Below are 14,601 nucleotides of genomic sequence, written 5' to 3'. Positions count from 1 at the left end.
AGGGCGGCAGACGCTTTCAACAAAAAAGAACGATAAGTCCTAGAGGCGAAGTTTCCGGTCCGCGCTCCCGCTCAGGAATAGCGGACGCCGGCCCGCGCGAGCTGCCGCCAGAAGCCCGGGAAGCTCTTCTCCACGCACTCCGGCCCCGTCAGATCCAGAGGCACCCCGGACAGCACACACAGGGTGGCCGCTGACATCGCCAGGCGGTGGTCACCCCGGCTGTCCATGGCGAAGCGCGCGGGCTTCACCTTCGGCGGGAGGATGCGGAGCGACTCACTGTCGGCTCCGGCCGACAGTTCCGTGGTGCCGCCGTAGGCCGCCACCAACGTGCGGATGCCCTCCAGCCGGTCGCTCTCCTTGACCCGCAGGATGCCCACGTCGCTGAGCGTGGTGGGCCGGGGCAGCACGCACGCGAGCGCCGCCAGCGTGGGCAGCAGGTCCGGGCACTCCTTGCCCGTCGCGCGCAGCTCGCCCGTGGCTTCGCCCTCGAAGCGCCACGTGTTGGGCGCGCCCGAGGGGAGCATCTTCAGACCCACTTCAGCGGCCAGCCGGAGGATCGCCTGGTCCGGGTGGGCGCTCTGGGGCTCCGCGCGCTCCACCGTGCCGCCCGTGCGCCAGGCGATGAGCACCAGGTAGCCCAGTGACGACCAGTCGCCTGGCAGTGATGGGACGGATTCGGGCGCCTGATAACCCGTGACGGAATAGTGACCTTCGGTCTGCTCCACGGTGAAGCCGAAGCGGCGCAGCCACGCCACCGTGAGGTCCATGTAGCCGGCGCTGGTGAGCGTGCCTTCAATCTCCACGCTCCACGCGCGCTTCTCCCGGAGGAAGCGCTCCGCGCAGCCCAGCAGCAGGCTGGAGGCGTACTGGCTGCTCTGCGCGCCCGGCACCCGGAACACCGGCGCGGCCTTCGTGGTGTCCTGGGGCGCGTGCAGCTCCACCGGCCACGGGGCGCCTTCGGTGAGTGTCAGGCCCGCGGGGCCCAGGGCCTGCTTCAGCGACGTGAAGAGCGGGCCGTGCGGGCGCTCGCCCAGGCGGGGCGTGCCGGTGAAGCGCACGCGCGCGCCGGGCGTCACCGCGGCCTGCGTGACGAGGATGCGAAAGGGGGCGCCGCCGTCCGCGCAGTCCACGTCGCGCACGGGGCCCGCGGGAAGGCGCAGGGCCTCCACGCCCCGGCGCAGCACGCGCACGTCGGCGGGGAGGTCCTCGTCCGATTCCGCCTGCACCGACGGCAGCGGCCAGGCGCCCGTGAGGTGTCCCAACACCAGGGCTCGCTGGGCGTCCGACTTCGACACGGGCGGGGTGAGCGGTGAGGCGCTCAAGGCGCTCGGGTCGACGGTGAGGCGGCTCGGCGAGGCGTGGCTCAAGGGCGGGCTCCACGGGTCCAGGCGGGCCACAGGGCCCGCCACGTCTTCGGCAGCACATCCACGACTTCGGCGGTGCCCACGGCGGTGAGCAGCACCATGCGCAGCTCGCCGTTGGCGCCGGCCTTCTTGTCGGCGTCCAGGAGCGCGACCACGTCCTTCAGCGACGCGCGCTGGGCGATCTCCGCGGCGCGGTCGCGGCCGAGCACGCCCGGGCCTCGGGCCAGCGCGCGCTCCACCTCGTGCGCCACGGGCTCGGGGGTGATGCCCAGGTGCCGGCCCACGTCCAGGGCCCAGAGGATGCCCAGGCCCACCGCGTCGCCGTGCGACAGCTTGAAGCGCGACAGGCTCTCCAGCACGTGGCCGAAGGTGTGGCCGAAGTTGAGCACGCGGCGCAGGCCCTGGTGCTCGTAGGGGTCCTTCGCGCAGACGCCTTCCTTCAGGCCACGCGCGTCCTTCACCAGCTTCTCCAGCTTCGGCGGCGTGCGCACGTAGCGCTTGAAGAGGGGCGCATCCAGCGACGCGACCATCTTCCACGCCTCGATGGAGCCCTCGCGCACCTGCGCGTCGGACAGCGTGGCGTACAGCTCCGGGCACAGCCACGTCTCATCCGCGTAGTGGAAGACGCCCGCGGGGTTCTTCACCACGCGGCCGCGCACGACGAGATCCACCGCGCCCTTGCCGCCCAGGCTGCTGTCCACCGCCGCGAGCAGCGTGGTGGGCACCTGCAACAGCCGCACGCCGCGCTTGAGCAGGTGCGCGGCCACGGTGGCCACGTCGCCCACGGTGCCACCACCCACGGCGACGAGCGTGCCGGAGCGCGGCAGCGTGATGCCGCCCGCGAGCACCTTCTGGAGCGAGATGAGGCTCTTGGCGCGCTCACCGCCGACCAGTTGGATGATGGCGCGCGGCTTGCGGGCCTCGATGGCGGGGATGAGCGTGGGGTGGAAGCGCGCGACGGTGCGGTCCACCACGGCGACGCTGCCTTCGGGCAGCCGGGCGGCGAGCTTCGTGAAGGAACCCCAGCGGTCGTTGGGGGGGCTGTAGGAACCGGGAGGAAGCGGGCTCATGCGGAGTGGGGGCGGGCGTTGAGTTGCTGGACGAGGTCGGCGATGACGAGCGACACCATGGCCTCCAGCACCGGGACGGCGCGGGGCATGATGCACGGGTCGTGACGGCCGCCCTTGGCGTGATCCGCCAGCGTCGCGGGCGGCTTGAAGAAGGCGCGCACCTGCATGGGCTCACCGTTGGCGAGTCCACCCTGGATGCCGCCGTATGCGTCCTTCACGGAGTGGAACTTCGTGCCGGGCTGGCCAAGGCGCTGGATCAGATCCGGCGGGCCCCACACGACACCGGTGACGGCGCCAATGCTGCCCAGCGCCTGCGCGATGAGCGCCTTGAGCTTGCCGAAGATGGGCTCGCCCAGGCCGACGGGCAGGCCCTCCACGCGCACGTCGATGGATCCGCCCAGGCTGTCCCCGGCCTCCTTCGCGGCGAGGATCTGTCGGGCCATCTCTTCACGGACGGCTTCATCCGGGCAGCGGGTGGGGTGCGCGTCCACCATGGCGCGGGTGAGGCCCGGCGCCGGAACGGGAGCGACCAGCTCACCCACCTGGGAGACGTAGGCCACGGTGCTGATCGAAGGCAGGTCGCGCGCGAGGTACGCCTCCGCGATGGCGCCGCCGATGACGCGGCAGAGCGTCTCACGTCCGCTGGTGCGGCCGCCGCCCCGGTGGTCGCGGTGCTTGTAGCGCTCGCGCCACACGGCGTCCGCGTGACCCGGCCGGTCCACGCTGGCCAGCTGGTTGTAGTCCTGCGAGCGCTGGTTCGCGTTGCGCACGATGGCCGCGATGGGCGTGCCCAGCGTCTTGTCCTGGAAGACGCCGGAGAGGATCTCGACGGTGTCGGGCTCGTTGCGCGGGGTCACCAGGGCGGACTGCCCGGGACGCCGGCGGTCCAGCGCCGCCTGGATCATCTCGCGCGTGAGCGGAACACCCGCGGGGCAGCCGTCGATGACGGAGCCCAGCGCGGGACCGTGGCTTTCGCCGAAGGTCGTCAACCGGAAGAGGGTGCCAAAGGTATTCATGTCGCCGTTTCCCAGAGTTGTCGCTGCCGCCGGGCCTGGGCGACGAACCACGCCGCACCTAGCAGGAGAGGGGTGCCCCCGCGGCGAACGATCTCCGCGGCGACGCGCCGGCCGGGAGCACCGTATGCGATCACCGCCACGCGTGCCCCCTGGAATCTCAGGTTTTCAGGGGCGGCCACGCGGTCCGGCCACGTCCAGACCCAATCCCCGGACAGCGGGGCTTGTATCTCCGCGCGCTTGACGACCCGCAGGGCAAGTCCGTGTTCAGCGGCCACCAGCCGCAGGGCCTGCGTGGAACCGCCGTCGCCCAGCACCGCCACGTCCTTCGCGCCCAGGCGCTTGAGCACCGCGCGCGCTCCTTCCGTGTCGGTGTTGAAGGACTCCCACCGCGAGCCCCGGCGCACCAGCGTGTTGATGGCGTCGAGCGACGAGCCCGTGTGCTTCGCGAGCCGCATCTTGAACGGGCTCGTCACGGCGAAGCCCGCGTAGTGCGGCAGCATCGCGTCCACCACCGCTTCCACCGGTGCGTCCTCGGCCAGGTCGATGCGGTCGAAAGGCTGACGGTGGATGCGCGGCGAGCGCGAGTGCGGAATGGCCGTGCCCAGGATGCCCAGGCGGAGCGCGTGCGGGTCCTTCGCCTTGCGGTGCTCGCGCACCACGTCGTCCAGCAGGCGCTGTCCCGGGGCCGCCGTCCACGGGCCGCCCATGGCCACGTACTCCAGGCCGTTCCTGCGCGAGAGCACCGCGCGCGCCGGGATGGCGACGGGGCCCATGCCCAGCACGGTGACTCGCTCGGCGCCGAAGCGCTGGGACAGCGCGGCCTGCGTCTCCAGCAGCACGTCCAGGTGCGCGGGCCCGTCCATGGGCTCCACGTGCTTCACCAGCGCGTCCGGCGGAATGGGGCGGGACCAGCGCCGGAGCGCCTCCGCGGTCGTCAGTGGTCCTTCCGCGTGGTGCGACGCGAGCAGCTTCCCCGGCGGCGCGTCCATGTCCTGCGCGCGCTCCACGTCGCGGTCCACGCGCCACGCGGCCTGGACCCACGGCGCGGGCAGCGGCTTGCCCCGCTCGGAGACGAGCAGCGGCATCACGCGGGCGAGCGCGTCCGGATCGATGTCACCGGGCGCGTGCAGGTCGGTCCGCACCTCGATGACGTCCGCGCCACGCTTGAGGCCGTCGCGCGCGAAGGTGACGGCATCCGCGCCGGTGAGGGTGGGGGGCAGGGTGATGATGCGCCGGGTGGCCATCATGCGGGCTCCTGGGCAAGACAGCCCCGGAGGAAGTCCGCCAGGGAGATGGTGGGGACGCGGGCGTGCATTGCCTCGCGTTCATGGAACAGCGAGTGGAGCTCCTCCTCCAGCGACACATCCGTGCGCAGCCGCGGGCGCGTGGTGTCCGCCATCAGCCGCTCGCGGTACGTGTCGAAGGTGACGGGGACGACGAGCGTGAAGTGCCCCGCGAGCGCCTCCGGATGGTGCGACAGGAAGCCTCCGCCCACCGCCACCACGCTGCCTTGGGGCAGCAGGCCCAGCGTCTCGCGCTCGGCGGCGCGGAAGGTGGTGGGGGACTCCGCGACCCAGGAGCGGAGCGGGCGCCCGTGCCGGCGCTCCAGCTCCGCGTCCAGGTCCAGGCCAGCACGTCCGAGCAGCTTCGAGACGAGCGGCAACAGGCGCGTCTTGCCGGCCGCGCGGTGGCCCGCGATGACGACGGTCTGCTCGCCCACGGGGCGGGGGCAGGGCCCCGGGGACGAAAGAGCCCCCTGGAGCACTTGCTGGAGTCTGGGGTCTACCGACGCGACGACTTGCGAGACAAGGAGGCGCCGCGCCTCAACGGACGGTTCCGACATAGACGTAGGCGGTTCCAAACAGCAGGGGGTGGGCGGCGCGCTCGGAGTAGGCGCCGGCCTGGTCCATCAGGGAGAGGAAGCGCTCGCCGGCGGGGAAGGCCGCGGCGGTGCGGGGCAGGTACTGGTACGCCGCGCGGTTGCCCGTGAGCAGGCCGCCAATCGCCGGCATCACCGTCTTGCTGTAGAACCGGAACAGCGCGCCGTACGGGCCCGTGGGCTGGCCGAACTCCAGCACCACCACGCGGCCTCCGGGGCGCACCACGCGCGCCATCTCCTGGAGGCACTTCACCGGATCATCCACGTTACGGATGCCGAAGGAGATGGACGCCACGTCGAAGCTGTTGTCCGGCAGGGTGAGCGACATGGCGTCCTGCACCTGGAACTCCACGTCCAGGCCCGCCTTGGCCGCCTTGGCCGGCGCGCTCTCCAGCATCTCCGGGCAGAAGTCCGTGCCCACCACGCGGCCCGTGGAGCCCACCTTGCGCTTGAACGACAGCGCCAGGTCGCCCGTGCCGGTGGCGCAGTCGAGCACCTGGCTGCCTTCCTTCGCGCCGCTGAGCTTCACCGCCGTGCGCCGCCACAGCCGGTGGATGCCGAAGGAGAGGACTTCGTTCGTCACGTCGTAGCGCGTGGCGATGGAGGAGAACATCTGACGGACTTCGGTGCTCATCGCGCCCCCGCGATCTGTGCCGGCCCCGCCGGCGTCCAAAGGTGACGGTCCACCGCGGCGAGCACGCCCGGCAGCCGTTGCATCAACGTAGCGAAATCCCCGGGCGACATCGCCTGCTGACCGTCGCACAACGCCTGCTCCGGCCGGGGATGGACTTCAATCAACAATCCATCCGCCCCGCAGGCCGCCGCCGCCAGCGACATGGGCGCGATGAGCGACGGGATGCCCGTGGCGTGTGACGGATCCACGATGACCGGCAGGTGCGTGCGCTCCTTCGCCCACGCCACCGCGGCCAGGTCCAGCGTGTTGCGCATCGCGGTCTCGAAGGTGCGGATGCCGCGCTCGCAGAGCATCACCTGCTCGTTGCCGCCCGCCAGGATGTACTCGGCCGCGTTGAGCCACTCCTGCACCGTGGCGGACAGCCCGCGCTTGAGCAGCACCGGCTTGCGCAGCTTCCCCAGCGCGCGCAGCAGCCCGAAGTTCTGCATGTTCCGCGCGCCCACCTGGAGGATGTCCGAGTGCTGCGCCATGAGGGGCAGTTGCTCGGTTTCCATCACCTCGCTGATGATGGGCAGGCCGTGGCGCCGTCCGGCGTCCACCAACAGCTTCAGCCCCGGCTCCCCCATGCCCTGGAACGCGTACGGACTGGTGCGCGGCTTGAACACGCCCCCTCGCAACAGGTGCGCCCCCGCCTGCGCCACCGCGCGGGCCGCCAGTTCCAGCTGCTCCGCGCCCTCCACCGCGCACGGCCCCGCCATCACCACGAAGCCGGGCCCACCCACCTCCACGGCCCCCACCTGGACGCGCGTGCCGGCTGGACGCGCTGCGCGAAGGACGCGGTGTGCACCCGGGTCACGCCGCCCGGCTGGGTCGTCTGGTTGCTGGCCTCCCACGGCGGCTCCCTCGCTGGAGTTACTGGAATTCAGATCCCATGGAGTTCAAGCGGTTTTGAACTCCTTGGTGCATGTATAGCCGAGATCGCTTAGAAGACAATCGAAGGTGATGTCACTCGCATCCCCCGAGGTTCAGGAGAATGGCTGATGACGCCGCTCAGTCCCGCTGAGGGCCCGCGATGGGTCGCCGGGATGATGCCCCTGCCTGGAGTGGATCCATTGGCCGGGGCGGGCAGCCTCGGCGTTCCTTCCGTGTACTGGGAGCGGCCGGTGGCGCGCGAGGCGGTGGCGGGGTGGGGCGAGGCGGGCGTGCTCGAGGCGCATGCGCCCGGCGAGTTGGCGGCGGTGCTGGGCGCGCTCGGGCACGACAGCGTGCGGTGGCTGGACGCGGTGTCTCCTCGAATGCCGGGCCCCTGGTTCGGAGGCATGCGCTTCAGTCCCACGCAGCCGGTGGAGGGCGAGTGGCGCTCGCATGGACTGGCGCGCTGGACGCTGCCGGAGGTGCTGGTGTGGCGCGAGGGCAGCGCGCTGGCGGTCGCGGTCTTCGCGCCGGAGGGGCCGGGCGCGGAGGACGTGGTGCGCTCGCGGCTGGAGCGCGTGCGAGCGGCCTTCCCTCAGTCCTACCGCCACCCGCTGGGCGCGCCGGTCGCGCTGCGCACGGCTTCGTCGCGGCCGGACTTCGAGGCGCTGGTGGACCGCGCGGTGGAGGCCATTGGCGCGGGCCAGCTGCACAAGGTGGTGCTGGCGCGGGCGTTGGAGGCGGAGGGGCCGGAGCCCTTCGACGTGGTGGACGTGCTGGCGCGGCTGCGTGAGCAGAACCCCAGATGCGCGACGTTCCTCTTCCGCGCGCCGGACGGCACGGGCTTCTTGGGCGCGACGCCGGAGACGCTGTGCCGGGTGGACGGGCGCAGGCTGGAGACGGAGGCGCTCGCGGGGTCCGCGGCGCCGGGCGGCGCGGAGGCGCTGGACGCCAGCGACAAGGACCGGCGCGAGCATGAAGCGGTGGTGCGCTACATCCTCCAGGCGCTGACGCCGGTGGCGGCGAGCGTGTCCGCGGACGCGCAGCCGTCGGTGCTCGCGCTGAAGAACGTGGTGCACCTGCGCACGGGCATCCGCGCGGAGCTGGCGGACGGCGTGGACACCGCGACGGTCGTCACGGCGCTGCACCCCACGCCGGCGGTGGGCGGCACGCCGCGCGAGCGCGCGCTGTCGTTCCTGGTGGAGCACGAGTCGCTGGACAGGGGCTGGTACGCGGGACCGGTGGGCTGGGTGGGCCCCGGGCGTGCGCATCTGGTGGTGGCGTTGCGCTCGGCGCTGGTGCGCGGGGCGAAGGCCCGGCTCTTCGTGGGCGCGGGCATCGTCGCGGGCTCCAGCGCGGAGTCCGAGTGGCGGGAGACGGAGATGAAGAGTCTGGCGATGTTGCGCGCGCTGGGGGGCCGGTGATGTCCCTGGACGCCAACCTCAACGTGCTGTGGTCGCGAGCGCTCCTGGAGGAGTTGGTGCGGGGCGGCGTGCGGCACGCGGTGGTGTGTCCGGGCTCGCGCTCCTCGGCGCTGGCGCTCGCATGCGCGCACACGCCGGGCCTGCGCGTCTGGTCCGTCATCGACGAGCGGAGCGCGGGCTTCTTCGCGCTGGGCATGGCGAAGCAGTCGCGTCAGCCGGTGGTGCTGGTCGCGACGAGCGGCTCGGCGGGCGCGCACTTCTTCCCGGCCGTCATCGAGGCGGCCATGGCCCAGGTGCCGCTGATCATCCTCACGGCGGACCGGCCGCTGGAGCTGCAGGGCTGGGGCGCGCCGCAGACGGTGCCCCAGGCTCGCTTCTACGGCGACTTCGCGAGGATGTTCGCGGACGTGGGCCTGCCCGAGGCGAGCAGCCCCGCGATCGCGCACCTGCGTGCCACGGCCGCCCGCGCCGTGAGCACCGCGTGCCGCGCGCCCCGGGGGGCCGTGCAGCTCAACGTGCCGTTCCGCGAACCGCTGGCGCCCATCGCGCAGGACTTCGGCGCGGAGAAGCTGACGGCGCTCGCGAGGGAAGGGCGGACGAGCGCGCCCCTCATCCGCATCGCGCCCTCTTCACGGGCCCCGGACGCGGCGGTGCTGGAGGACGTGCGCGCGCGCATCGCCGCCACCGAGCGCGGCGCCATCGTGTGCGGTCCCCGCGACGAGGACGACGGCTTCGCGGAGGCCATCACCGCGCTGAGCCTGGCCACGGGCTACCCGGTGCTCGCGGAGGCCACGTCGCAGGCACGCTACGGAGGCGGCCCACTGACCGTGTCGCTCTACGACGCGCTCCTGCGGCATGAGCCGTTCGCGCGGAGCCACACGCCGGAGCTGGTGCTGCGCTTCGGCGGAGGCCTGACGCCCAAGTCGCCGCAGCAGTGGCTGGACACCTCCGGCGCGGACATCACCGTCTTCAGCGACGAGGGCGCGCTGTACGATCCGGCGCACCGGGCCGCGCGGGTGGTGGAAGGCAACGCGGTGCTCGCGTGCCGCGCGCTGACGGAAGGGCTGTCGCGAGGCCCCGGCCGCTGGGCGCAGGACTTCGTCAACGCGGAGCGGGTGGCTCGCAACGCGCTGGAGAAGGCGCTCGGCGAACAGCCCGATGTCCTGACCGAGCCCCGGCTGGCGCGCGAGGTGGTGGCGGCGCTGCCGGCGAACGCGCTCTTCTTCGTGTCCAGCAGCATGCCCATCCGCGCGGTGGATGCGTTCGCGCACGGTGGCGGCGTGCCGCTGCGCGTGCTGGCGAACCGCGGCGCCAACGGCATCGACGGCATCGTGTCCAGCGCGGCGGGCATGGCCGCGGCGGCGGGAAGGCCCGCGGTGCTCCTGTCCGGCGACCTGGCGCTCCTGCATGACGTGGGCGGGCTCGTGTCCGCGGCGCGGGCGCGCGTGCCCCTGACGGTCGTGGTGCTGAACAACGACGGTGGCGGCATCTTCTCCTTCCTGCCGCTGGCGCAGGTGGCGAAGCCGGACGAGTTCGAGGCCCTCTTCGGCACGCCGCACGGCGTGGACCTGTCGCACGCGGCGGCGCTCGTGGGCGCCCGCTTCGAGCGGCCCACGACGCCCACGGCCCTGCGCGCGGCGGTGCGCTCCGGGCTGGAGGGAGGGCTCCACCTGGTGGAGGTCCAGGTGGACCGGACCACCAACGTGGATGCGCACCGACACCTCTTCGCGCGGATGGCCGCCGCACTGGGAGAAGGACCATGGGCGTGACGCTCGCTTATGACATCTGGGGTGAAGGCCCCCATACGCTCCTGGCGCTGCACGGCTTCACCGGCAGCGGCGCTACGTTCGAGCACCTGCGTCCGCTGCTCGGCCGCTCCGTGCGAGTGGTGGCGGTGGACCTGCCCGGCCACGGCCGCACGCCGCTGCCGGAGAAGGCGGGGCGCGACGGCTTCCTGGAGACGGTGGACGCGGTGATCCGCCTGGCCCGCGAGCTGGGGGGCCAGGTGGATCTGCTCGGCTATTCGCAGGGCGCGCGGGTGGCGCTGGGCGCCGCGGTGCGCGCGCCGGAGTGCTTCGGCCGGCTGATCATGGAGAGCGGCTCGCCCGGGCTGCACCGCCGCCAGGAGCGCTCCGAGCGGCGCGAGGCGGACGCGAAGCTCGTGGACTTCATCCGCGCGAAGGGCGTGGACGCCTTCGTGGAGAGGTGGGAAGCGCTGCCGCTCTTCGACGGACTGCGCCGCCTGCCGGAGCCGGAGCAGGCCGCGCTGCGCGAGCGCCGCAAGGCGTGCACGGCGCAGGGACTGGTTGGAGCGTTGGAGACCCTGGGCCTGGGCGTGCAGCCGGACTACTGGCCGGCGCTGCACCGCCAGCGGCTGCCCACGCTGCTGCTCACCGGGGAGCAGGACGTGAAGTTCACGACCCTGGCGAGGCGCATGGCGGCGGAGCTTCCGGTGGTGTGGCGCCACGCGTTCGCGGGGGTCACCCACGCCCCGCACCTGGAGGCGCCGGAGGCGTACGTGCGCGAAGTGCTCTCGTTCCTCCAGACGCCCTGGTACGAAGCGCCGCAGTTCGAACACGCCATCCTGGCGCGAGAGGCGATCCACTCGTGACAACCCTGGTGAGCACCCCTCCCGATGCGGCTCCTCCCCGGCCCACGTTGAAGACGTGGCTGATGGCCGTGCGTCCCAAGACGCTGACGGCGGGCGCGGTGCCGGTGCTGGTGGCCACGGCGCTCGCCTTCGGTGACGGGGTGGGGCGCCTGGTGCCCGCGCTCGCGGCGCTCCTGGGCGCGGTGCTGATTCAAATCGGCACCAACTTCATCAACGACTTCTATGACTACAAGAAGGGCGCGGACACCGAGGAGCGTCTGGGGCCCAAGCGCGTGACGCAGAGCGGGCTCATCGCGCCGGGCACGGTGCTGCTGGGTGGCCTCGGGTGCTTCGCGCTGGCGATGCTGGTGGGGCTGTACCTGGTGGCGGTGGGCGGCTGGCCCATCGTGGCCATCGGAGTGGCCTCGCTGGTGTGCGGTTACTCGTACACGGGGGGCCCGTTTCCGCTGGCCTACCTCGGCCTGGGCGACCTCTTCGTGCTCATCTTCTTCGGCATCGTCGCGGTGACGGGCACGTACTACGTGCAGGCCGGTGTCGTGAGCCCGGCGGCCTGGTGGGCGTCGGTGCCGGTGGGCGCCATCGGCACGTGCCTCATCGTGGTGAACAACCAGCGTGACGCGAGCACGGACGTGAAGGCCCACAAGCGGACGATGGTGGTGCGCTTCGGCCAGGGCTTCGGCAGGGCTGAGTACGTGCTGCTGCTGGTGGCCTCCTACGTCACGCCGTTCGTGCTGTTCGCCAAGGGCCATGCGAGCGCCTGGGTCTTCCTGCCGCTCCTGAGCCTGCCGCTGGTGGTGCCGCCGCTGAAGCTGATGCTGAAGGCCGAGGGCGCGGCGCTCAACCCCGCGCTGGGCGGGACGGCGAAGCTACAGATGGTGTTCGGACTGCTGTTCGCGGTCGGGCTGTACCTGCGCTGAAGGGGCGTCATGCGCATCATCGAAGCGACGCTCATCCCGCTGCACCTCACGCTGGCCCACCCCCTGAAGACGGCCAGGGGGACCTACGCCACTCGCGACGGGTTCCTCGTGCGGCTGAGGGACGAGGACGGCCACGTGGGCCAGGGTGAAGCCATGCCGCTGCCCGAGTTCGGCACGGAGTCCCTGGCCACCACGCACACCGTGCTGCGCGCGTGGCTGAGCTCCCTCAAGGGGCAGACGCTGGAGGACAGCATCGAGGGCGTCGAAGCCACGCTCGTCCCGTCCGCCAGCGAGGAGTTGCGCCAGCGCGGCGCGCGGATCCGCGGCATCGACCCGGAGGAGCCGGTCCCCGCCGCGCAGCACGGCCTGGAGCTGGCGCTGCTGGATCTGGTGGCCCAGCGCAAGGGCGTGCCCCTGTGCTGGCTGCTCGCCGAAGAAGCGCGGCAGGAGGTGCTGGTGAACGCGCTGCTGAGCGCGGAGGAACCGGAGGCCCTGGCCCAGGAAGCGCGAGCGGCGGTGGAGGAGGGCTATCAGACGCTGAAGGTGAAGGTCGCGGGCCGCTCGCTGGACGCGGACGAAGCCCGGGTCCGGGCCGTGCGCGAAGCGGCGGGTCCGCGTGTGCGCCTGCGTCTGGACGCGAACGGCGGTTGGACGGAGCCCGAAGCCAACCGCGCCCTGGATCGCCTGGGCTGGTACGACCTGGAGCTGGTGGAGCAGCCCACGCCGCCGGAGGATCTGCAGGCGCTGTGGCGGGTGCAGCGCCGAGCCCCGTGCATCATCGCCGCGGACGAGACGCTCGCCACGCCCGCCGCGGTGCGCACGCTCCTCACGATGGACCTGGGCGGCGGACCGGCGGTGGGCGCGGTGGTGATCAAGCCGATGGTGCTCGGCGGGCTGCTGCCCTCCATGGTGGTGGCGCTGCGAGCGGCCCACCTGGGCATGCACGCGTACGTCACCAGCTCCATCGACGGCGTGGTGGCCCGAGCGGGCGCCGCGCACCTGGCCTCCGCGCTGCCGTCAGGAGACCTGGCCTCCGGCCTCGCCGTGGGGCGGCTCTTCGCGGACGAACCGAAGGACCATCCGTATCAACCCCGGCGGGGGCTCGTGCGGCTGCGCGACCTGCCCGGGCTGGGACTGAACCCAGACCTGATTTGGGACCGCTAAGCCGTGAGCCGCGGCCGTTCTACTCACGGAGCTGCCTGGCCATGATCTACGACTGCCCCATCAGTGAAGGCGCGCGGCTGCGTCCCCATGCGGAAGCGCTGCGCTTCGCGGGACAGACCTGGACCTTCCGCGCGCTGGACGAAGAGGTGACGCGCTGGACGGGGGCCCTGGCCGCACGAGGCGTGGACCAGGGGCAACGCGTGGCCCTGCTGTCCACGAGCCACCCGGCGGTGACCTTCCTCTTCTGGGCGCTGGGCCGCCTGGGCGCGATATTCGCGCCGCTCAATGCCCGGCTCACCCCGGCGGAGCTGCGCCCCCTGCTGGAAGACGTCGAGCCCCGGCTCACGCTGGCACTTGGAGCCCTTCGCGACCGGCTCCCGGAAGCGGAGGTCCTGGAGACCTTCCCCAACGGAGTGGCGGCCTGCTCCGTGCCCGAGCGCGCCTGGGACGCGGACACGGCCAGGGTCATCCTCTTCACCAGCGGGACGACGGGAAGGCCCAAGGGCGCCGTGCTCATGGAAGGTGCCTTCCGAGCCTCATGCCGCGCCTCCGCCGCGAACCTGGGCGCGCACCCCGCACCGCGCTGGCTGGGCACGCTGCCCCTGTTCCATGTCGGCGGCCTGGCCATGCTCACGCGCACCGCCTACGAAGGCGGCTGCCTCCTCCTGCACGAGCGCTTCGACGCGGACGCCGTCAACCGCGCCATCGACACGGAGGGCGCGTCCCACGCCAGCTTCGTCGCCACCACGCTGGAGCGTGTGCTGGACGCGCGACAGGACCGCGGGCTGCCCGCGACCTTCCAATGCGCGCTCATCGGAGGAGGTCCCGTGCCCACGGCCCTACTCACGAGGGCACGGGCCGCGGGACTCCTGGCCCTCCAGACCTACGGCCTCACCGAGGCCTGCTCCCAGGTCACCACCGAGCGCCCCTCGGAGGCGGATGGCCGCACCGCGGGTCCGCCTCTCCCAGGACTGGAGGTCCGCATCGTCGGGACGGACGGCGAGGCGCTCGGTGAAGGCCAGGAAGGGGACGTGGAGGTCCGCGGCCCCACCCTCATGGCCCGCTATTGGCGCCAGCGCGAGGCCACGCGCGACGCCTTCCATGATGGCTGGCTGCGCACCCGCGACGTGGGCGTCCTGGACGCGAAGGGGCGCCTCACCCTCCTGTCGCGCCGCACGGACCTCATCGTGCGGGGAGGGGAGAACCTCTATCCGGCTGAAATCGAAGCCGTCCTCGCCAACCACCCGGCCATCCTGGAGTCCGCCGTCGTCGGCGTGCCGGAGCCCCAATGGGGCGAGGTCCCCGTGGCCTTCGTCGTCCTGCGCCCCGGCCACGCCTTCCCCGAAGACCTGGACGCCTGGTGCCGCCAGTCCCTCGCGCGCTTCAAGGTGCCCGCTCACTTTGTTGCAATTGAAACATTGCCTCGGAACGCCATGAGCAAGGTGGAGCGCCCCACCCTAAGGAAACTCGCCCGCTCTCATCCCCCGTATCAGTCTGGGTCCTAGCAACCCTGAATTCGTAATGGATGGGGTTCACAGGACTCGCTGAGAAGACCTGTCAGGTTGGGTTATAATATTCCGCTGTGGGGGGATCCTGAGAGGAAGCTCACG

At 72.2% G+C, this 14,601-nt stretch carries 13 protein-coding genes; 6 read left to right on the top strand and 7 right to left on the bottom strand.

All coding sequences use genetic code 11. From position 1 onward, the window contains the following. Nucleotides 1-71: 71 nt before the first annotated feature. The 7 genes from D7X30_RS28670 to aroF all read right to left on the bottom strand — a co-directional run bounded on the left by D7X30_RS28670 (nt 72) and on the right by aroF (nt 6,856). Entirely contained in the window at nt 72-1,367 is a 1,296-nt protein-coding gene (locus D7X30_RS28670) for a 3-phosphoshikimate 1-carboxyvinyltransferase (RefSeq protein WP_120566229.1), read from the bottom strand. Then, nucleotides 1,364-2,434, bottom strand: coding sequence for a 3-dehydroquinate synthase family protein (locus tag D7X30_RS28665; RefSeq protein ID WP_120566153.1), 1,071 nt, complete (start codon nt 2,432-2,434; stop codon nt 1,364-1,366). The genes D7X30_RS28670 and D7X30_RS28665 overlap by 4 nt, the downstream gene beginning before the upstream one ends. Next, the gene (gene aroC, locus D7X30_RS28660; protein WP_120566152.1) at nt 2,431-3,450 is read right to left on the bottom strand and encodes a chorismate synthase; all 1,020 of its coding nucleotides are present in this window, start codon (nt 3,448-3,450) and stop codon (nt 2,431-2,433) included. The genes D7X30_RS28665 and aroC overlap by 4 nt, the downstream gene beginning before the upstream one ends. Continuing rightward, nucleotides 3,447-4,697: a shikimate dehydrogenase gene (locus D7X30_RS28655; RefSeq protein ID WP_120566151.1), complete on the bottom strand. Its 1,251-nt coding sequence runs from the start codon at nt 4,695-4,697 to the stop codon at nt 3,447-3,449. Before D7X30_RS28655 ends, aroC begins: the two co-directional genes overlap by 4 nt. Then, nucleotides 4,694-5,170: a shikimate kinase gene (locus tag D7X30_RS28650; RefSeq protein WP_233591829.1), complete on the bottom strand. Its 477-nt coding sequence runs from the start codon at nt 5,168-5,170 to the stop codon at nt 4,694-4,696. The genes D7X30_RS28655 and D7X30_RS28650 overlap by 4 nt, the downstream gene beginning before the upstream one ends. Before the next feature lie 103 nt (nt 5,171-5,273). Then, nucleotides 5,274-5,963 (bottom strand): bifunctional demethylmenaquinone methyltransferase/2-methoxy-6-polyprenyl-1,4-benzoquinol methylase UbiE, encoded by a 690-nt coding sequence (gene ubiE, locus D7X30_RS28645; RefSeq protein ID WP_120566149.1) that lies wholly within the window; start codon nt 5,961-5,963, stop codon nt 5,274-5,276. After that, on the bottom strand, nt 5,960-6,856 hold the full coding sequence (aroF, locus tag D7X30_RS28640) for a 3-deoxy-7-phosphoheptulonate synthase (RefSeq protein ID WP_083892159.1): 897 nt from the start codon (nt 6,854-6,856) through the stop codon (nt 5,960-5,962). Before aroF ends, ubiE begins: the two co-directional genes overlap by 4 nt. 147 nt (nt 6,857-7,003) lie before the next feature. On the opposite strand from aroF, the gene D7X30_RS28635 reads away from it, so the two are divergent. From D7X30_RS28635 to menE, 6 genes are read left to right on the top strand one after another with little or no spacing between them, the layout of a single operon-like run. Next, the gene (locus D7X30_RS28635; protein ID WP_120566148.1) at nt 7,004-8,299 is read left to right on the top strand and encodes an isochorismate synthase MenF; all 1,296 of its coding nucleotides are present in this window, start codon (nt 7,004-7,006) and stop codon (nt 8,297-8,299) included. Further along, nucleotides 8,299-10,068 carry a 2-succinyl-5-enolpyruvyl-6-hydroxy-3-cyclohexene-1-carboxylic-acid synthase gene (gene menD, locus D7X30_RS28630; protein ID WP_120566228.1) on the top strand — a complete coding sequence of 590 codons (1,770 nt, stop codon included), beginning with the start codon at nt 8,299-8,301 and terminating at the stop codon, nt 10,066-10,068. Before D7X30_RS28635 ends, menD begins: the two co-directional genes overlap by 1 nt. Beyond that, the gene (gene menH, locus D7X30_RS28625; RefSeq protein WP_120566147.1) at nt 10,059-10,910 is read left to right on the top strand and encodes a 2-succinyl-6-hydroxy-2,4-cyclohexadiene-1-carboxylate synthase; all 852 of its coding nucleotides are present in this window, start codon (nt 10,059-10,061) and stop codon (nt 10,908-10,910) included. Before menD ends, menH begins: the two co-directional genes overlap by 10 nt. 8 nt (nt 10,911-10,918) lie before the next feature. Continuing rightward, nucleotides 10,919-11,827 carry a 1,4-dihydroxy-2-naphthoate polyprenyltransferase gene (locus tag D7X30_RS28620; RefSeq protein ID WP_304984730.1) on the top strand — a complete coding sequence of 303 codons (909 nt, stop codon included), beginning with the start codon at nt 10,919-10,921 and terminating at the stop codon, nt 11,825-11,827. 9 nt (nt 11,828-11,836) lie between these two features. Continuing rightward, nucleotides 11,837-12,991 (top strand): o-succinylbenzoate synthase, encoded by a 1,155-nt coding sequence (gene menC / locus D7X30_RS28615; RefSeq protein WP_120566145.1) that lies wholly within the window; start codon nt 11,837-11,839, stop codon nt 12,989-12,991. A gap of 41 nt (nt 12,992-13,032) precedes the next feature. After that, a complete protein-coding gene (gene menE / locus D7X30_RS28610; protein ID WP_120566144.1) occupies nt 13,033-14,496 on the top strand; it encodes an o-succinylbenzoate--CoA ligase in 1,464 nt (487 codons plus the stop codon). Nucleotides 14,497-14,601: the final 105 nt, after the last annotated feature.

Origin of the sequence: Corallococcus sp. AB011P, from assembly GCF_003611605.1 — a bacterium.
GTDB classification, from domain to species: domain Bacteria; phylum Myxococcota; class Myxococcia; order Myxococcales; family Myxococcaceae; genus Corallococcus; species Corallococcus coralloides.
This window is presented reverse-complemented; position numbering and strand designations above follow the sequence as displayed.

Excerpts from the sequence above, each read along its gene's own strand:
- menE (WP_120566144.1), top strand. The coding sequence starts at position 13,033 with ATGATCTACGACTGCCCCATCAGTGAAGGCGCGCGGCTGCGTCCCCAT.
- ubiE (WP_120566149.1), bottom strand. The coding sequence starts at position 5,963 with ATGAGCACCGAAGTCCGTCAGATGTTCTCCTCCATCGCCACGCGCTAC.
- menH (WP_120566147.1), top strand. The coding sequence starts at position 10,059 with ATGGGCGTGACGCTCGCTTATGACATCTGGGGTGAAGGCCCCCATACG.
- menC (WP_120566145.1), top strand. The coding sequence starts at position 11,837 with ATGCGCATCATCGAAGCGACGCTCATCCCGCTGCACCTCACGCTGGCC.
- menD (WP_120566228.1), top strand. The coding sequence starts at position 8,299 with ATGTCCCTGGACGCCAACCTCAACGTGCTGTGGTCGCGAGCGCTCCTG.
- D7X30_RS28655 (WP_120566151.1), bottom strand. The coding sequence starts at position 4,697 with ATGATGGCCACCCGGCGCATCATCACCCTGCCCCCCACCCTCACCGGC.
- D7X30_RS28635 (WP_120566148.1), top strand. The coding sequence starts at position 7,004 with ATGACGCCGCTCAGTCCCGCTGAGGGCCCGCGATGGGTCGCCGGGATG.
- aroC (WP_120566152.1), bottom strand. The coding sequence starts at position 3,450 with ATGAATACCTTTGGCACCCTCTTCCGGTTGACGACCTTCGGCGAAAGC.
- D7X30_RS28665 (WP_120566153.1), bottom strand. The coding sequence starts at position 2,434 with ATGAGCCCGCTTCCTCCCGGTTCCTACAGCCCCCCCAACGACCGCTGG.